This is a genomic window from Gordonia sp. DT30 (assembly GCF_049844915.1).
Classification (GTDB): domain Bacteria; phylum Actinomycetota; class Actinomycetes; order Mycobacteriales; family Mycobacteriaceae; genus Gordonia.
In genome coordinates this window covers 1-17,769 of the sequence record NZ_JBNCLY010000032.1, presented here as the reverse complement: position 1 = coordinate 17,769, position 17,769 = coordinate 1, and the positions used below count along the sequence as shown (strand labels likewise).

The window sequence follows — 17,769 nt, the reverse complement described above, 5'->3', positions numbered from 1 at the left end:
GTCCGTAGTGGACAAGTCGCCTCGAGTGTCGATCAGGTCGCGCCGTGTGGTTGCAGGTCACGCCACCGGTCCAGACGAGTCATCAGGGGAGAGGAGTGCCGGATGGCACACCCGTTCCGCCGACCGGTTGCCCCGACCTCGCGTGCTCGGCACCGCGCCGCCTCCGAGATCGCAATCGCCGCGAATGGCCTGCACAAACGCTTCGGAGAGCACATCGCCGTCGACGATGTCACGTTCAGCGTCGACAAGGGCTCGATCCTCGCACTCCTGGGCCCCAATGGTGCGGGAAAGACCACGACGGTCAACATGCTGTGCACATTGCTCAAGCCAGATGACGGGTCGGCCACCGTCGCCGGTCACGACGTCGTGGCCGACGCCGCGGCGGTCAGACGGTCCATCATGCTGACCGGCCAGTTCGCTGCGCTCGACGAATCGCTCAGCGGCCGGGCCAACCTGGTCCTGTTCGGCAGGCTGATGGGGCTGACCAAGCGGGCGGCGCGCGATCGTGCCGACGAACTGCTCGTCGACTTCGGTCTCACCGACGCCGCCGAACGTCGCGTCGGAAAGTATTCGGGTGGCATGCGGCGTCGAATCGACATCGCATGTGGCCTGGTCACCAGGCCCGAGGTGGTGTTTCTCGACGAACCGACCACGGGTCTCGATCCGCGCAGCCGACAGGACGTCTGGCGACTCGTCGCCGCGCTTCGCGATCAGGGCGTCACCATCTTGTTGACCACCCAGTACCTCGAGGAGGCCGACTTCCTCTCCGACCACATCGTGGTGATCGACAAGGGACGGGTGATCGCCTCGGGAACCGCGTCCGAACTCAAGGCGGCGACCGGCGCATCGCGTTATCAGGTGACTCCCACCGCACCGGAGGAACTCGAAGCGCTGCGCGCCTGCCTCGGCGACCTCGGTGCCACGCGCGCAGACACACCCACGGACGACACGACCGGTCGCGACGTCGAGGCGGTTGCCGTGTCGGTGCCGGCTCCAGAGGGCGCCGACACCTTGGCCGAGATCGTTCGTCGCACCACGCTCGCGGGAATCCGGTTGTCCGACATCACTTTACGTCTCCCAAGCCTCGATGAGGCATTCCTGGCGCTCACCGGTCCCGACGCCCCGGCCGACGACCCAGCCGACGCCGACGCCGACGCCGTACACCATTCCGACGGAAGCGCCAGCGCATGACCGAGGCGGTGCCGACGGGCCTCACCGCGATCGATACCGACCCCCAGTCGGGTACCGAGCCGCATCCTCGCGCCCTGACGCAACTCTGGGTACTCGTCGGGCGCGGCGTCGCCGGTATCGTCGGCAACGGCGAGTTCATCTTCGCGTTCGTCGCGCCCGTCCTGCTCGCGGTGTGCTTCTATCTGCCCCTTCGCTCCATCATGAACGCCGATCCCGGGATGGACTACGCACAGTTCCTGATGCCGATCATCGCGCTGCAGTCGGTGGGATTCGTCGCGTCCGCCGCCGCGATGCGCGCCGCGAACGATGCGACGAAGGGCGTGCACACCCGGTTCCGCACCCTCCCCATGCGCTCATGGATTCCGGTGACCGCACGTCTCGGCACCAACGGACTGTTGTTGGTGCTGTCGATCGTCTGCGCCACCGCGACAAGTCTCGTGATGGGATGGCGTGCGCACGGCTCTGTTCTCGACACCATCGGACTGTTCGCCGTCGCCCTCGTCGTCGGACTCGTGATCGCGGCGATCGCCGACGCGATCGGGTTGTTGTCGGACAGTCCCGAGGCGACGAGTCAGGCACTCTCACTGCCCATCCTCATCCTCGGCATGATGTCGACGGGATTCGTCCCCGAGAGCCAGTTCCCCGAGTGGATCGCACCTTTCGTGCGCAATCAGCCGATCTCGCAGTTCGCGGCGTCGATGCGTGCACTCGGCGACGGCAGCGCCACCCGGGCGATACTCATGCCGACGGTGTCGTGGTGCGTCGGCCTGGCCGCCGCCGCGGTGGTACTCGGTGCACTCGGGGCCAGAAAGGCGGGCCGATGACCACCCAGATGCCGGTCACGGTCCCTCGATCCGAGCGGTCGTTGCGCGCGTGGGCGACGCAGAGCGGCGCCCTGACGTGGCGTCAGGTGTCGGTGATGGTCGGCGACAAGGGCATGCTCATCCAGCTCGTCGTGGTTCCCGTGCTCACGCTGCTCATGTTCAAGGTGGTGCTCGGCGACGCCATCGGCGGGGCGACCGGGCAGGACAGCTCCTACTCGACCGTGCCGCTGGTCATCCTCGTCAGTGCGATGTTCGGGTCGGTCGCCGCCGGCGTGCGTCTGAACTCCGAACGCGGTACCGGACTTCTCACCAGGCTCTACGTCTTACCGATCCATCGCGCCGCCGACCTCACCTCGCGTCTTGGTAGCGAGGTGGTCCGCATCGTCGTCGTGACCGCGCTCCTGCTCGCGATAGGGACGGCGACGGGCTTCCGGATCACCGGCGGCATCGCCTCGGTCGTCGGCATCGTCGCCGTCACCCTGATGTTCGGTGTCGCGTACGCGACACTCGTCCTCGCCCTGGCAGTGAGCGCTGGACCGGCCGCGCCGCTGGTCCCCCTGCTGTCGTTGATCTCCAGCGTTTTGATGTTCTTCAACTCGGGCTTCTCCCCCATCGAGGCCTACCCGGGATGGCTACAGCCCATCGTCGCCAACCAACCCATGACACCGACGATCGAAGTGATGCGGTCGTTGGCCGACGGCGGACCCGTGGCACACAACTTCGTCAAGGTGGCGATCTGGTCGGTCGCGATCATCGCGGTCTGCCTCGTTCCGGCGCTGCGCGGATATCGCCGCGCAGCCACCGCCCGATAGTTCCCGGGGCTCGCTGGTTCAGCGATACCACTGACGGGTTCACCCCGCGACACGCACGCCGATCCGGCCCGCGGAATCTGCACTACCCTCGGTCCCATGCCCCTCGACAAAACCGGCGCCACCGCCGACGTCTCCCACGTTCCCGACACGCTGCGTTACCAGATCAGCGTCGACGAGCAGATCGCCGGCGTCACCGTCTATCGCGAGCGGGAACACGACGGCGCGACCGAACGCATCTTCTTCCACACCGAGGTGGCCGAGAAGTTCGGCGGACGCGGGCTGGCGACGATCCTCATCGCCGAGGCGCTCGCGGATACGCGCGCGCAGGGCAAGGTGATCGTCGCTGTCTGCCCGATGGTCGCGGCGTTTGTGGAAAAGCACCACGAGTTCGACGCCGACACACGTCCGGTGACCGAGGAGGTCATCGACTGGGTGGCCGGGCACACCGACTGATCGGCCCGGCGTCCCCTGATCGGCGTGCGCTCTTGCGCCGGGCGCCGGAGATGTCGCACTCTCCCACTACACTTGCGGCGTGGCGTTGACAGTTGGTCAGGAGTTCGCCGGATATCGGATCATTCGGGTGCTCGGTGCGGGCGGGATGGGCGAGGTGTATCTGGCCCAGCATCCGCGCCTGCCCCGCCGCGACGCGCTCAAGGTGCTGCCGGCGAACCTCTCCTCCGACGAGGCGTTCCGCCGTCGCTTCACCCGTGAGGCCGATCTCGCGGCCGGTCTCGATCACCCCAACGTCGTCGACGTCTACGACCGCGGCGAGTCCGACGGCCAGTTGTGGATCACCATGCGCTACGTCGAGGGACAGGACGGCGCCGAGCTCCTGTCGTCTCGCCCGGGTGGCCTACCCGGCGCCGAAGTCGCCCACATCGTCACCGCGGTCGCCGACGCCCTCGATCACGCGCACGCCCAGAACCTTCTGCACCGTGACGTCAAACCGGCCAACGTCCTCCTCACCGAGGCCACCGGACCGACGAAGCGCCGCCGCGTGCTGCTCGCGGACTTCGGTATCGCGCGTCCGATCCTCGAGGAGACGCGGTTGACCGCCACCAACCTGACCGTCGGGTCGTTCGCGTACTCCTCGCCCGAGCAGCTGGCCGCCGAGAAACTCGACGGCCGCGCCGACGAGTACTCGCTGGCCTGTACGGCCTACCAGTTACTCAGCGGCGCAACCCCATTCGCCAACACCAATGTCGCCGCATTGATCCGTCAACAGATGAGCGAGCCGCCACCGCCCATCACGACTCGCCGGCCCGACCTGTCGCGCCGGGTGGACCAGGTACTCGGGCGCGCGCTGGAAAAGGACCCGGCTCGCCGCTATCGCACGTGCTCGGAGTTCGCCGCCGACCTCGACGCCGCGCTCACCACCACGCCGGCCGCGCCCACCGTCACACCTGCGCCCGTCGGCTCCGCTTCATCGCCGCATGCGCCGGCCGCCGACCCGGGGACGCCGGTCCCACTCGCCAAGTCGAAAACGGCCGGACACTCGGCCCTGCCCCCGGCATCGCCGGGTGTCACCCCGCCCCCCTACGCCCCGCCCCCGAACACCCGGCCCGCGAACACCCCGCCACCCAGTTCACCGGGGCGCCACAATCCACCACCGCCGTACTCACCGCCCTATCCGGCGGCGTCGTATGCGGTCACGTCCTACGGTGCGCCTGCGGCGTATCCGCCGGCGCCCAACCGTCGTGCAGACAATCAGGCGTTGTGGTCGCTGATCTGCGCGCTGGTGTCCTTCGTCGGCAGCTGCCTGTTCGGCGTCGGCGGAATCATATTGGGCGGTGTGGCGATCTACTTCGGCACCAGCAGTCTGAGACTCTCGCGTGCGCAGCAGGCGCCCGGGACGGCCCCGACGACGAACAAACGGGGCCTGGCGATCGCCGGCATCGCCGTCGGTGTTCTCGGTCTGCTGTTCAGCGTCGTCATGCTGATCGGGTTCATCGCCACGGCCTGACGCGGGCGTGGTCGCACGGTCGGTCGGTTCCGGACTGCCCGGCTGCAGACAGTCCGTCCGGTCCCGACATATGTCTGCGGCCCGCCTCCCATAGGGGAAGCGGGCCGCGGACAGATGTCATTGCGTTTCGAGCAGGCTTACTTGGCCTTCTCCAGCACCTCGACGAGGCGCCAGTGCTTGGTCGCCGACAACGGGCGGGTCTCCATGATCCGCACGCGGTCGCCGACGCCGGCAACGCCGTTCTCGTCGTGCGCCTTGACCTTGCTCGTGGTCCGGATGATCTTGCCGTACAGCGGATGCCGCGAACGACTTTCCAGCTCGACCACAATGGTCTTCTGCATCTTGTCACTGACGACGTAGCCGATCCGCTCCTTGCGGCTGGCACGTACCTTGGTATCGGTCACCTTCTGGTCCTCACTCATGCGTCATCACCATCCGGTCCCGACGCCAGACCCAGCTCGCGCTCGCGCATCACGGTGTAGACGCGCGCGATCTCGCGACGCACGGTCCGCAGACGGCGATTGTTGTCGAGCTGGCCGGTGGCCATCTGGAAACGAAGGTTGAAGAGCTCTTCCTTCGACTCTTTCAAGCGGTCGACCAGATCGTTGTCACTGAGGTCACGCAGTTCGGCTGCGGCAACTCCGAGTCCCATCAGAACTGCTCCTCTCTGGTCACGATTCGGGTCTTGATCGGGAGCTTGTGCTGCGCGCGACGCAGGGCCTCGCGAGCGGTCTCCTCATTCGGGTAGGTCATCTCGAACAGCACGCGGCCCGGCTTGACCGGGGCCACCCACCACTCGGGCGAACCCTTACCCGAACCCATGCGGGTCTCGGCCGGCTTCTTGGTGAGCGGACGGTCCGGGAAGATGTTGATCCACACCTTGCCGCCACGCTTGATGTGCCGGTTGATGGCGATACGAGCGGACTCGATCTGACGGTTGGTGATGTAGGCGCTCTCCAGTGCCTGGATGCCGAAATCACCGAACGTCACCTTGGTGCCGCCCGATGCCTGACCCTTCAGGCTCGGGTGATGCTGCTTGCGGTGTTTGACCCGCCGTGGGATCAACATTGCTAGCCCTCCTGCTTCTCTGCACCGGCGGATGCTCCGACTGCGGCCTCGCCGCCGGAAGACTCCGCGGCGCGACCGGCATCGGTGCTCGTGGCAGTGGTGCCCGAGGCACCGCTGCGGCGGGGCCGGCTCGGCCGGCGCGCACGACGGTCCTCGGCGGCCGGAGCCGCTGCCGACAGTTCACGCTTGCCACCGACGATGTCGCCCTTGTAGATCCACACCTTCACGCCGATGCGGCCGAAGGTCGTCTTCGCCTCGTGCAGTCCGTAGTCGATGTCGGCGCGCAGCGTATGCAGCGGCACCCGACCTTCGCGATAGAACTCGCTGCGGCTCATCTCCGCACCGCCAAGGCGGCCCGAGCACTGCACCCGGATGCCCTTGACGTTGGGCTGACGCATCGCCGACTGGATCGCCTTACGCATCGCGCGACGGAACGCCACGCGGTTGCTGAGCTGCTCGGCGACACCCTGGGCCACCAGCTGGGCCTCGGACTCGGGGTTCTTGACCTCGAGGATGTTCAACTGCACCTGCTTGCCGGTCAACTTCTCCAGCTCACCACGGATGCGGTCGGCCTCGGCGCCACGGCGACCGATGACGATGCCCGGACGTGCGGTGTGGATGTCGACGCGAACCCGGTCCCGGGTGCGCTCGATCTCCACCTTCGCGATGCCTGCACGCTCGAGTCCGGTGGACAGGAGCTTGCGGATGGCGACATCCTCTTTCACGTACTCCGCGTACTGCTTGTCTGCGTACCAACGGCTGTTCCAGTCGGTGGTGATGCCCAGACGGAAGCCGTGCGGGTTGATTTTCTGGCCCACTGCTAGGCTCCCTTCTTCTTCGGCTGACGCGAGCGTCCGCGAGTGGCACCGGCCTGCTCCGGCAAGCTCTCCACGACCACGGTGATGTGGCTGGTGCGCTTGCGGATACGGAAGGCGCGGCCCTGGGCACGCGGCTGGAACCGCTTCATGGTCGGACCCTCATCGGCGAACGCGGTCGCAACGACCAGGCTCCGTCGATCGAGGTCCAGATTGTTCTCGGCGTTGGCCACCGCACTGGCGAGGACCTTGTACACCGTCTCGGAGGCCGACTGCGGAGCGAACCGCAGGATGTCGAGGGCCTCGTCGACGTTCTTGCCGCGGATCAGATCGATCACACGACGCGCCTTCATCGGCGTCACGCGAACGAACTTCGCGGTCGCCTTCGCTGTGGGGTTCTCGGTTTGAGTAGTCATGGCTTACCGGCGCTTCGCTTTCCGGTCATCCTTGATGTGACCCTTGAAGGTGCGGGTGGGCGCGAACTCGCCCAGCTTGTGCCCGACCATGTTGTCCGAGACGAACACCGGGACATGCTTGCGACCGTCGTGGACGGCGAAGGTGTGACCGATGAAGTCGGGGATGATGGTCGAACGGCGCGACCAGGTCTTGATGACCTGCTTGGTGCCCTTCTCGTTCTGAACATCGACCTTCTTCAGGAGATGGTCGTCGACGAACGGGCCCTTTTTGAGGCTGCGTGGCATTCTTCTACCTCCTCCTGTTTCTTATCGTTTGTTCTTGCCGGTACGCCGGCGGCGGACGATCAGCTTGTCGCTGGCCTTGTTCTTGCGGGTACGGCCCTCGGGCTTACCCCACGGGCTGACCGGGTGGCGACCACCGGAGGTCTTGCCCTCGCCGCCACCATGCGGGTGGTCGACCGGGTTCATCACAACACCACGGACGGTGGGGCGCTTGCCCTTCCAGCGCATACGGCCGGCCTTGCCCCAGTTGATGTTGGACTGTTCGGCGTTGCCCACCTCGCCGACGGTGGCGCGGCAGCGCACGTCGACGCGGCGGATCTCGCCGGAGGGCATACGCAGGGTCGCGTAGGCGCCCTCCTTGCCCAGCAGCTGGATCGAGGCACCGGCGCTGCGGGCCATCTTGGCCCCACCGCCCGGTCGCAGCTCCACGGCGTGGACCTGGGTACCGGTCGGGATGTTACGCAGCGGCAGGTTGTTGCCGGGCTTGATGTCGGCGGCCGCGCCGCTCTCCACCACGTCGCCCTGCTTGAGTCCACGCGGCGCGATGATGTAGCGCTTCTCGCCATCGATGTAGTGCAGCAACGCGATCCGCGCAGTGCGGTTCGGGTCGTACTCGATGTGGGCGACCTTGGCGTTGACGCCGTCCTTGTCGTTGCGACGGAAGTCGATCAGACGGTAGGCGCGCTTGTGACCGCCGCCCTTGTGGCGGGTGGTGATCCGACCGTGCGCGTTACGGCCACCGCGGCCGTGCAGCGGACGGACCAGCGACTTCTCCGGATGATCGCGGGTGACCTCGGAGAAATCCGCGCCACTGGATCCGCGACGACCCGGGGTCGTCGGCTTGTATTTACGAATAGCCATGTGAAAGTCCCTCTATTCCAAGAGTCCCGGTCAGCTGACCGAGCCTCCGAAGATCTCGATGGGCTTGCTGTCGGCGGTCAGCGTCACGAAGGCGCGCTTGGTGGAGCGGCGCTGGCCGTAGCCGAAGCGGGTCCGCTTGCGCTTGCCCTGCCGGTTCGCGGTGTTGACGCTGTCGACGCTCACGTCGAAGATCTGCTCGATGGCGATTTTGATCTGCGTCTTGTTGGAGTCCGGGTGCACCAGGAAGGTGTACACGTTCTCCTCCATGAGCCCGTAGGACTTCTCCGAGATCACCGGCGCCAGGATGATGTCGCGCGGGTTGGCCTGGATAGCCATGCTCACGCCTCCTCTGCGTTGTCAGTGGTCTTGGTGTTGCCGGCGATGAACGCAGCCAGCGTCTCCACGCTGAACACCACCTCGTCGGCGTCGAGGACGTCGTAGGTGTTGAGCTGATCGGCGGCGATCGGCAGCACGTTGTCGAGGTTCGCCACGCTCTTCCACGCGGTCAGGTCCTCACGTCCCAGCACCACCAGGAACTTGCGGCGATCCGAGAGGATATCCAGGAACTGGCGGGCCGATTTGGTCGAAGGAGCCTGTCCGGCAACCAGTTCGGTGATGACGTGGATGCGCTCGTTACGAGCACGATCACTCAGCGCGCCGCGCAGCGCGGCCGCCTTCATCTTCTTGGGGGTGCGCTGGCTGTAGTCGCGCGGCTGCGGACCGTGCACGGTGCCACCACCGGCGAACTGAGGTGCGCGGGTCGAACCCTGACGGGCGCGGCCGGTGCCCTTCTGCCGGTACGGCTTTGCTCCACCACCGCGGACTTCGCCGCGGGTCTTGGTGGAGTGCGTGCCCTGGCGTGCGGCGGCCTGCTGGGCCACCACGACCTGATGCATCAGCGCGATGTTGGCGGGGGCGTCGAACAGCTCGGCGGGCAGATCAACGGTTCCGTTGGTCGAGCCGTCGGCGGTCTTGACGTCCAGCGTCAGCTTGGTTGTGCTCTGTGTGGTCACTGTCTCGGTGCTCATTGCTGCGCACCACCCTTCACTGTGTTGCCCTTGACGGCGTCGCGAACCACCACGATGCCGCCCCTGCGACCCGGGATCGCTCCCTTGATCAGCAGCAGACCGGCCTCGGCGTCCACCTTGTGGACGACGAGATTCTGTGTGGTCACCTTGTCGTTACCCATACGTCCAGCCATCCGCATGCCCTTGAACACGCGGCCCGGGGTGGCGCAGCCACCGATCGAACCCGGTGCGCGGTGCACACGGTGCACGCCGTGGCTGGCGCCGAGACCGGAGAAGCCGTGACGCTTCATCGGACCCGCGAAGCCCTTGCCCTTGGACGTACCGGTGACATCCACCAGCGCGCCGTCGGCGAAGATCTCGGCGGTCAGTTCCTGACCGATCTCGAGTGCGCTGACGTCGGCCACCCGGATCTCGGCCAGATGCCGGCGCGGGGTGACCCCCGCCTTGGCGTACTGGCCGGTGACGGGCTTGGAGACCTTGCGCGGATCGATGGCGCCGTAGGCGACCTGCACGGCGGTGTAACCGTCGCGCTCTGCAGTCCGCAGCTGGGTCACGACATTCGGGCCCGCTTGGATGACGGTGACCGGAACGACGCGGTTGTTCTCGTCGAAGACCTGGGTCATGCCGAGTTTGGTGCCCAGGATCCCGCGTGTGGCACCTTGGTTTGCAATGCTCTTCTGATTACTCATGATTCTCTTCGCCCCCGCCCTACTGGATGTTGACGTCGACGCTGGCCGGCAGGTCGATGCGCATCAGCGCGTCAACCGTCTTCGGCGTCGGGTCGAGGATGTCGATGAGTCGCTTATGGGTACGCATCTCGAAGTGTTCGCGGCTGTCCTTGTACTTATGCGGCGAACGGATGACGCAGTACACGTTCTTCTCGGTCGGCAACGGCACCGGGCCGACCACGCGTGCCCCGGTACGGGTCACGGTTTCCACGATCTTGCGCGCCGAAGCGTCGATCGCCTCGTGGTCATAGGCCTTGAGCCTGATGCGGATCTTCTGTCCCGCCACGCTGTGTCCTCTTCCGTCAGTTGTTCTCGACAGACAAACACCGCGCACCTGGGCCGGCGCAGGCCGCCCGCGGGCACATAGATCACCGCGTGAGAGTCGGGATCGACGCTGTTCATCTGTCGTTGTACGTTGGCTCGCCACTGGGGACGAGCCGATTTGCTCCGGCACCCGCGGTCGGGCGTGTCGAGTCCGTGAACCGGGAACGGCCACGCGTTACACGCCCAGTCCCCGATTTCCGGGCCTGGGAGTCATGTACCCGGGGGATGGACGCAGGCTTTCCTGCGTCCGCCGTTCCAGGCAACCCGACAAGTATGCACCAGGTCGGGGTGGGGATTCAAATCCGCCGATCACTGCCCGATCATCCGGCATGCTAGAACGCGGCCCGGGCTTGTCGGCGCAGGTGGTACACCGTGGGCGTCGACATGCTCGGACCGCGTTCTCCTCAGTTGCCGCCCTGGGTTACTGCTGACCGGGCCACTGCTGACCGGGGCCCGACCCGTAACCAGGCTGTTGGCCCGGCCACTGCTGACCCGGCGCCGACCCGAAACCGGGCTGCTGGCCGGGAGCCGAACCGTAGCCGGGCTGTTGACCAGGAGCTGAACCGAAGCCGGGTTGCTGACCTGGCGTCGAACCGAATGCGGGCTGTCCGCCGATCGGACCGCCGCCGAATCCGCCGGCCACGGGCGCGGAGGATGTCGGCAGCGTGGACAGCACCACCCCGGCGATGGCCGCGATCAGCGCGGCGAGGGTTGCGAGGAAGACGATCCACAGGCCGTATCCGGCGGATACGTCGGGGGCCGGCCCGCCGGCGGTCGACGCGTCGGCCGGGCTCTTGCCGTCGGCCGAGACCGCGGCTCCGGGGTCGGAGAGAAATACCGCGACCGCGATCAGTGAGGCGAGCCCGATGACCACCGCACCGATCGATGCGATCGCGGGGAATCTGCGCAGGATCAGCGGAACCGCACCGATGATCAGCAGCACACCGAACACGATCGTCCACACTCCGGGCGCAGCGGTGCCGTCACCGCTGTCGCCGGAGTTCAGTTCCTTCTCGAACTCCTGATTGAACTGATTCTGGTACTGCGAGGGGAGTCCCGAGACGTCAATATCGTTATTGGTCGACTCCGAACCGAGTCCGGTCACCGATGCCGATACCGAACCCTTGATGGCCCCTGCCCCCGGGATCGACTCGTTGATGTCCAACTCGGCAGTGGCCCATGTCAGGAAGCTGAAGATCACCATCAGCAACCCGAAGAACGCCAGCACGGCGCCGATGATCAGCGTCGGCATCGGGCGGCCCGATCGCGGTGCGGTGATCCGCGACGCCAGTGAGTTCGACGCGGGGGCCGGCGGGGCGCCGAACGGCGACCCGGCCGGTCCGCCGAAACCCGGTTGGCCCGATCCCGGCTGAGGCTGCCCCGGCTGGCCGTAGCCCGGTTGTTGGCCGTAGCCCGGTTGTTGGCCGTAGCCCGGTTGTTGGCCGTAGGCCGGTTGTTGGCCGTAGGCCGGTTGTTGGCCGTAGGCCGGTTGTTGGCCGTAGCCCGGTTGTTGGCCGTAGCCCGGTTGCTGACCATAGTTAGGTTGTTGGCCGTATCCCGGCTGACCGGAGCCCGGCGCCCCGAAACCCTGATTCGGATTCTGACCTTCACCCGGCCCGCCCTGGTTCCCGAATGTCACGCTCGACCTCCCGCCCGATGCCGACGCCCGCGGCACTGTGACGTCGTTGATGTTGGCAGCCTATCGTCTCCGCCGTCACGGACCACCGATAACGGCGGCGCCGATCGTTCGAATCGACGAATCCTCGAATCGGTAGACATCGGTCGCGGAAACCGCGACCACACGTCTACCGATTCCAGGTGTGCCCCGGCCCGGGGCCGGGCGGTTATCGTCGGAGCCCATGACGACAGACAATGCACCCGCTGCCGGAGTGACCGCGACGTACGCCCTGCGCCGCCGGCTTCCGGACAACGTTCTCGGCCACGCCTTGTTCTCGCTGGGTATGGTCGCGCGGGTGCCCTACTTCGGCACCGTGCTGCCCCTGGTCGAACGGATGGGGCCGGGTTTCTGCCGGGTCAGCGCCCCCAAATGGTTCGGCGTGTACAACCACATCGGCACCTTCCACGCGATCGCCGCCTGCAACCTCGCCGAGGCGGCGATGGGCATGCTGATGGAGGCGACGCTGCCGACCTCACATCGCTGGCTGCCCAAGGCAATGTCCACCCAGTACCTGGCCAAGGCCACGACCCGGCTGACCGCCGAGGCGAGCCTCGCCGAGCCCCTCGACACCGCGGCCATCACCACCGGCACCGACGTCGTCGTGTCGATCCGCATCCTCGACACGGACGGCACCGAGGTCGTCCACGCCGACATCACCACCTGGGTGACGCCACGCTGACACACGGTTCGCACTGACGCGGCGCGTCGAAGCTCCTAGGCTGGGCGCAGACGTCATCCGCCTCACTCGCCGGCCTGGCAGTGTCGATGCCAGGACCAGGTCGACGGAAGGACAGATCGCATGTGTGGAGTCTGCGGCGAGATCCGCTTCGACGGACGGGCGCCCGACGTCGCCGCCGTCGACGCGATGACCTGCGCGATGACCCGGCGCGGTCCGGACGCCGGGGGCCTGTTCGTCAAAGGCAGTGTGGCCTTGGGGCATCGGCGTCTCCAGATCATCGACCTCTCCGAGCGCGGCGGTCAGCCGATGATCGATCCCGAACTGGGACTGGCACTCGTGTTCAACGGCTGCATCTACAACTACGAGCAGTTGCGCACCGAGCTGGAGGGCAAGGGATACCGCTTCTTCTCGCACGCCGATTCCGAGGTCATCCTGAAGGCCTTCCACGCGTGGGGCGCCGACTGCGTCGACCATCTGATCGGGATGTTCGCCTTTGCCATCACCGACACCGATTCGGGGACGGTCACTCTGGCGCGCGACCGGTTGGGTATCAAACCGCTCTACCTGGCCGAGACGCCGGGCCGATTGCGGTTCGCGTCGTCGGTGCAGGCGCTCTTACGGGCCGGTGACGTCGACACCACCATCGATCGCGTTGCGCTGCACCATTACTTCAGTTTCCACGCGGTGGTGCCGGCTCCGCACACCATGTACAACGGCATCCGCAAACTGCCGCCGGCGACCGCGCGCACCATCACCCGCGAGGGGCGCAGCACCGAACACCGTTATTGGGAGCCGGTTTTCGCCCCGCATCCCGACCGTGCCGACTGGGACGCGCAGCGCTGGGGGCACGAGCTGATGGACTCGCTGCGCACATCCGTGCGGCGTCGGATGGTCGCCGACGTGCCCGTCGGGGTCCTGCTCTCCGGCGGTATCGACTCCTCGTTGGTGGTGGCGTTGCTGGCCGAACAGGGGCAGGCCGACCTCGCCACCTTCAGCATCGGATTCGATTCGGCGGCAGGCGAATCCGGGGACGAATATGCGTACTCGGATCTGGTCGCCGACACCTTCGGTACCGATCATCACAAGATCCACATCGGCACCGACCGGCTGCTGCCCGCGGTCCCGGACACCATCGCCGCGATGAGCGAACCGATGGTCAGCCACGATTGCGTCGCGTTCTACCTGCTCTCCCAGGAGGTCAGCAAGTCGATCAAGGTCGTACAGTCCGGCCAGGGTGCCGACGAGATACTCGGCGGCTACTCCTGGTACCCGCCACTGCGGGACATCGCCCGGCCGGAGACCACCAAGGCCTATCGGGAGGTCTTCTTCGACCGGTCGCACGCGGACATCACCGCGATCCTCGCCGACCCATACCTGTTGGGCGACAACGACTACGACCCGAGCTGGGAGTTCGTGCACGCGCATCAGTCCGCACCGGGCGCCGAAACAGCCGTCGACGCCGCACTGCGCACCGACACCACCATCATGCTCGTCGACGACCCGGTGAAACGGGTGGACACGATGACGATGGCCTGGGGCCTGGAGGCACGCGTGCCGTTTCTCGACCACGAGTTCGTCGAGCTCGCCGCCACCTGCCCACCCGACCTCAAACTCGCCCACGGCGGCAAGGGCGTGCTCAAGCAGGCGAGCCGGGCCCTGCTGCCGTCGGCGATCATCGACCGTACCAAGGGCTACTTCCCGGTGCCCGGTATCCGCCACCTCGAGGGGCCGGTCTTCGATCTGGTCGGCGACGCGCTGCACACGCAGTCGGCGAAGGACCGTGGGTTGTACCGGCCGGCCGCGCTCGACCGATTGTTCGCCGACCCCAACGGGATTCGCACCACCCTCGACGGCAACGAACTGTGGCAGGTCGCGATGCTGGAGATGTGGTTGCAGAGCATGGAAGGCCTCACCGCACCGTGACCCCGCCCGTTCCGACCGGCGCCGACGCGCGCGATGCCACGACGGGCGGCATCCCCGAGCCGGCGTTCTCGGTGCGCTTCGATGAGACCGGGTGGCACACCTATGGCCCGTCGGTGTCCCCGGACGGGTCCGCCTTCGCCTACATCGTCGACGACGGAGTCGGGTATCCCCGTGCCGCGCAACGGGTTCTGACGACCGAGGGCGTCGGCGAGCTGCGCTGGGTCCGGGTACCCGCGACCGGTCCGGTCCGCAAGGTCGAACATTCCAGTGACGGTCAGTGGCTCGCGGTCGAGCTCGCGCCCAGCGGCGGCGAACGCCATCAGGTGTGGGTGGTGACGACCGACCCCGGCGACGACACGGCGCACCGTGTCGCCGGGCTCCGGCCCGATGGCAATCCCTACACCCCGGGCGCGGGACTGTCGTTCGGCACCGTCACCCTCGTCGGCTGGGACGCCGACTGGGTTCTCATCACCGCGACCGCCACCGACGGCACCGCGCATTCGCTGCGCGTCCACCCGGGCACCGGCGCCACCCAGACCCTCGACGTCCGGGTCGGCGGCGCCCTCGTCGACTCGTGGAAGGGTGCGACGCTGCTGCGGGTCGGTCCGCGCGGCTACCACGACATGCTGCTGCTGCGGCGCCGCGTACACACCGGCGACGACGCCCTCGACGGCGAACCCGAAATCGAGATGACGACCCTGCTGCCCAACGATCCGGGCTCGGTCACCGACGACGGCTACATCCTCGATCAGGGCTTCGATCATCCGTCGCTGGTGTTCGTCGATCCGCCGCAGGACTCGCGCCGCGACCTCGATTCGGTCCAGGCGGTGGTCCGCAGCGACTTCGATGCGAAGTATCCGCGTCTGCTCGGCGTCGAGGTGGCCGCCAGCGGCACACGGTTCCGGGTGCTGGCGGAGCGTGCCGGCAGTGGACTGGACGCCTTCGCGGTCTCCCATGACCAGTCGACGATCGCGATGCTGTGGAATGTCGACGGCCACAGCGAGTTACAGATCATGACACTGCCCGACCAGACACTGCACGACCCGATCCCGCTGCCCGGCGACGTCGCCGCGCAGTTGTCGATCAGCGCTGCGGGCACCTTGATCGCGGTGACCGTGTCGAGTCCGCAGCGCTCGCCGATGGTGCATCTGGTCAACACCGTGACCCGCGAGGTCATGCCGGTCCGGGACGACGTGGTGACCGGCTCCGGACCGTCGCACACACTGCGTCCGGAGCTGCACGAGTTCTCTGCCCGCGACGGAATGCCGTTGTCGGGCTGGCTGTTCGGCCCACCGCACGCGCCGGCAGAGTCCGACGGACTGCCCACGCCATACCTGCTGTATTTCCACGGCGGTCCCGAGTCGCAGACCCGGCCGGACTACCAGTTCCTGTTCGGACCGCTCGTCGATGCCGGGATCGGGGTGTTCGCGCCCAATGTGCGTGGGTCGTCGGGTTACGGACGGTTGTTCTCCCACGCCGACGACCGCTACGGCCGGTACGCGGGCATCGACGACGCCGCCGACTGCGCGGCATATCTGGTCGACTCCGGCATCGCCGATGCCGATGCCCTCTACGCGTCCGGCCGATCCTACGGCGGGTATCTGACGTTGGCGTGCCTGACCTTTCACCCCACACTGTTCGCCGCAGGCATCGCGATCTGCGGGATGAGCGATCTCGAGTCGTTCTTCCGCAACACCGAACCGTGGATCGCGGTCGCGGCCTACACCAAATACGGTCATCCGGAATCGGATCGGGAGCTGCTGCGTGACCTGTCGCCGATCCATCGGATCGACGAGGTGCGCGCACCACTGCTGGTGATCCACGGCGCCCACGACACCAATGTGCCGGTCAGCGAGTCCCAGCAGATCGTGAACGAGCTGCGTTCGCGGGGCCGGGTCGCCGAATTGTTGATGTTCGGTGACGAGGGCCATGAGATCGTCAAACGTGATAATCAGCAGCGGCTGACCGAATCCGTCGCCGACTGGGTGCGCCGCCATCCGTCGGCGGCCGTCGCGCACGCCGAGTCGGTGCGGCTGGCACGCGAAGCCGAATTCGGCTGCGATACAGGTATCTCTTTCGAATACGGTTCGGAGACGTCATGAACCGTCGCCGCCCCAACCCGCTGGTCGCCAAACTCGTCGAGGTGCGCTCGTTACACGACCACGCCAACATCGAGGAGGAGTTGCGCCGGCTGATCCTCTCCGGCGGCGCGCCGCCGGGTACCGGCATACCGCCGGGCGAGGTCGCCGATGCCTTTCGCGTGAGTCCGATCCCGGTGCGGGAGGCGCTCAAAACCCTGGTCGGAGAAGGACTCGTTGTCCACCAACGCAATTCCGGGTACCGGGTCAGCTCACTGTCGACCGACGAACTCAAGGAGATCTACTTCGTGCGGGGCGTTCTCGAACAGGCCGCGCTCGCACAGGCGGTGGAACGGGTCGACGACGCCGACCTCGCCCGTGCCCGCGACTGGCACCAGCAGCTGTTGACCGCGACGAAGTGGCAGGACGGCAAGTCGTTTCACGACATCTCACGGCAATTCCACGTCAGTCTCACCACCCCGTGCGGGATGCCGCGTCTGTTGTCGATGTTCGAGTCGACATGGAATCTGACCGAGCCGTTCCAGATGATGCGCAGCGTCGGCGCGGCGACGCAGCAGCTGCTCAACGACGACCATGCGGCGATGCTCGACGGCTTCGCCGCCCGTGACGTCGCCACCGTGCTCGACGTCGCCCGCGCCCATCATTCGCGGCTCGAGACCGCGATCCTCGAGACCGCCGACCGGCTCGGTCTGTTACCGGACGAGTGAGTCCCGGCGAGCGCCGCTCTGCCTGACCACGTCATCACCGTCGAACAGGTGGACTGTTCTGTCCGCGGCGTGAATCCGCAACGCGCTCAACGGTTCGTCAACAATCTGGCCACCGCATCCGCCGGCGGCTCCCCCGACGACACCGCAAACACCCGACCATCATCAGCCACCAAAAAATATGTCCGATCAGCCCGAAACTCACCCGGCCGATCCCGCACAAACACCCGCCACCCACCATCCACCCGAGACACCACCGCATCCTCCAACACAAACCCCCGCACCGGACTCACCTCAACAAACGCCGCCACCCGAACCACCGCCGACGCCCCATCCGCCACCACAATCGGACGCCCACACACCACCGACGGCTC

General features: G+C 66.8%; 21 protein-coding genes and 1 pseudogene. 9 read left to right on the top strand and 13 right to left on the bottom strand.

Translation table 11 applies throughout. The annotated features are described in order from the left end of the window. Positions 1-102 precede the first annotated feature (102 nt). The 5 genes from ACLQ3C_RS20245 (at position 103) to ACLQ3C_RS20225 (ending at position 4,790) form a co-directional block, all read left to right on the top strand. Positions 103-1,191 carry an ATP-binding cassette domain-containing protein gene (locus tag ACLQ3C_RS20245; protein WP_425706894.1) on the top strand — a complete coding sequence of 363 codons (1,089 nt, stop codon included), beginning with the start codon at positions 103-105 and terminating at the stop codon, positions 1,189-1,191. After that, entirely contained in the window at positions 1,188-2,015 is an 828-nt protein-coding gene (locus ACLQ3C_RS20240) for an ABC transporter permease (protein ID WP_425706893.1), read from the top strand. Before ACLQ3C_RS20245 ends, ACLQ3C_RS20240 begins: the two co-directional genes overlap by 4 nt. After that, entirely contained in the window at positions 2,012-2,827 is an 816-nt protein-coding gene (locus ACLQ3C_RS20235) for an ABC transporter permease (RefSeq protein ID WP_425706892.1), read from the top strand. The genes ACLQ3C_RS20240 and ACLQ3C_RS20235 overlap by 4 nt, the downstream gene beginning before the upstream one ends. Positions 2,828-2,923: 96 nt before the next feature. Further along, positions 2,924-3,280, top strand: a complete 357-nt coding sequence (locus ACLQ3C_RS20230) for a GNAT family N-acetyltransferase (protein ID WP_425706891.1) — start codon at positions 2,924-2,926, stop codon at positions 3,278-3,280. A gap of 79 nt (positions 3,281-3,359) precedes the next feature. Next, entirely contained in the window at positions 3,360-4,790 is a 1,431-nt protein-coding gene (locus tag ACLQ3C_RS20225; protein WP_425706890.1) for a protein kinase domain-containing protein, read from the top strand. Positions 4,791-4,927: 137 nt separating this feature from the next. On the opposite strand, the gene rpsQ is transcribed toward ACLQ3C_RS20225, so the two are convergent. The 12 genes from rpsQ to ACLQ3C_RS20165 all read right to left on the bottom strand — a co-directional run bounded on the left by rpsQ (position 4,928) and on the right by ACLQ3C_RS20165 (position 11,951). Continuing rightward, positions 4,928-5,212, bottom strand: coding sequence for a 30S ribosomal protein S17 (gene rpsQ, locus ACLQ3C_RS20220; RefSeq protein ID WP_425706889.1), 285 nt, complete (start codon positions 5,210-5,212; stop codon positions 4,928-4,930). Next, on the bottom strand, positions 5,209-5,442 hold the full coding sequence (rpmC, locus tag ACLQ3C_RS20215; RefSeq protein WP_425706888.1) for a 50S ribosomal protein L29: 234 nt from the start codon (positions 5,440-5,442) through the stop codon (positions 5,209-5,211). Before rpmC ends, rpsQ begins: the two co-directional genes overlap by 4 nt. Further along, entirely contained in the window at positions 5,442-5,858 is a 417-nt protein-coding gene (gene rplP, locus ACLQ3C_RS20210) for a 50S ribosomal protein L16 (protein ID WP_425706887.1), read from the bottom strand. Before rplP ends, rpmC begins: the two co-directional genes overlap by 1 nt. Positions 5,859-5,860: 2 nt before the next feature. Beyond that, positions 5,861-6,676 carry a 30S ribosomal protein S3 gene (rpsC, locus tag ACLQ3C_RS20205; RefSeq protein WP_425706886.1) on the bottom strand — a complete coding sequence of 272 codons (816 nt, stop codon included), beginning with the start codon at positions 6,674-6,676 and terminating at the stop codon, positions 5,861-5,863. A 2-nt stretch (positions 6,677-6,678) separates the two neighbouring features. Next, a complete protein-coding gene (rplV, locus tag ACLQ3C_RS20200) occupies positions 6,679-7,089 on the bottom strand; it encodes a 50S ribosomal protein L22 (RefSeq protein ID WP_425706885.1) in 411 nt (136 codons plus the stop codon). A 3-nt stretch (positions 7,090-7,092) separates the two neighbouring features. Then, positions 7,093-7,374: a 30S ribosomal protein S19 gene (gene rpsS / locus ACLQ3C_RS20195; RefSeq protein ID WP_006332376.1), complete on the bottom strand. Its 282-nt coding sequence runs from the start codon at positions 7,372-7,374 to the stop codon at positions 7,093-7,095. 21 nt (positions 7,375-7,395) lie between these two features. Further along, entirely contained in the window at positions 7,396-8,232 is an 837-nt protein-coding gene (gene rplB / locus ACLQ3C_RS20190) for a 50S ribosomal protein L2 (protein WP_425706884.1), read from the bottom strand. 30 nt (positions 8,233-8,262) lie between these two features. Further along, entirely contained in the window at positions 8,263-8,568 is a 306-nt protein-coding gene (rplW, locus tag ACLQ3C_RS20185; protein ID WP_425706883.1) for a 50S ribosomal protein L23, read from the bottom strand. A 2-nt stretch (positions 8,569-8,570) separates the two neighbouring features. Further along, complete coding sequence (gene rplD / locus ACLQ3C_RS20180) at positions 8,571-9,245, bottom strand: 50S ribosomal protein L4 (RefSeq protein ID WP_425706897.1); 675 nt, start codon at positions 9,243-9,245, stop codon at positions 8,571-8,573. 11 nt (positions 9,246-9,256) lie between these two features. Next, positions 9,257-9,949 carry a 50S ribosomal protein L3 gene (gene rplC / locus ACLQ3C_RS20175; protein ID WP_425706882.1) on the bottom strand — a complete coding sequence of 231 codons (693 nt, stop codon included), beginning with the start codon at positions 9,947-9,949 and terminating at the stop codon, positions 9,257-9,259. 19 nt (positions 9,950-9,968) lie between these two features. Beyond that, positions 9,969-10,274 carry a 30S ribosomal protein S10 gene (rpsJ, locus tag ACLQ3C_RS20170; RefSeq protein ID WP_003938093.1) on the bottom strand — a complete coding sequence of 102 codons (306 nt, stop codon included), beginning with the start codon at positions 10,272-10,274 and terminating at the stop codon, positions 9,969-9,971. A 459-nt stretch (positions 10,275-10,733) separates the two neighbouring features. Further along, the gene (locus ACLQ3C_RS20165; RefSeq protein ID WP_425706881.1) at positions 10,734-11,951 is read right to left on the bottom strand and encodes a hypothetical protein; all 1,218 of its coding nucleotides are present in this window, start codon (positions 11,949-11,951) and stop codon (positions 10,734-10,736) included. Positions 11,952-12,171: 220 nt separating this feature from the next. Between ACLQ3C_RS20165 and ACLQ3C_RS20160 the strand changes: the two genes are divergently transcribed. From ACLQ3C_RS20160 to ACLQ3C_RS20145, 4 genes are all read left to right on the top strand, one after another. Continuing rightward, entirely contained in the window at positions 12,172-12,669 is a 498-nt protein-coding gene (locus tag ACLQ3C_RS20160) for a hotdog fold domain-containing protein (protein ID WP_425706880.1), read from the top strand. A gap of 120 nt (positions 12,670-12,789) precedes the next feature. Continuing rightward, positions 12,790-14,592 (top strand): N-acetylglutaminylglutamine amidotransferase, encoded by a 1,803-nt coding sequence (locus ACLQ3C_RS20155; RefSeq protein ID WP_425706879.1) that lies wholly within the window; start codon positions 12,790-12,792, stop codon positions 14,590-14,592. After that, positions 14,589-16,694, top strand: coding sequence for an alpha/beta hydrolase family protein (locus ACLQ3C_RS20150; protein ID WP_425706878.1), 2,106 nt, complete (start codon positions 14,589-14,591; stop codon positions 16,692-16,694). Before ACLQ3C_RS20155 ends, ACLQ3C_RS20150 begins: the two co-directional genes overlap by 4 nt. Beyond that, complete coding sequence (locus ACLQ3C_RS20145) at positions 16,691-17,398, top strand: GntR family transcriptional regulator (RefSeq protein ID WP_425706877.1); 708 nt, start codon at positions 16,691-16,693, stop codon at positions 17,396-17,398. The genes ACLQ3C_RS20150 and ACLQ3C_RS20145 overlap by 4 nt, the downstream gene beginning before the upstream one ends. Before the next feature lie 86 nt (positions 17,399-17,484). Here ACLQ3C_RS20145 and ACLQ3C_RS20140 read toward each other — a convergent pair. Then, positions 17,485-17,769, bottom strand: a pseudogene (locus ACLQ3C_RS20140) (hypothetical protein); the annotation flags it as partial.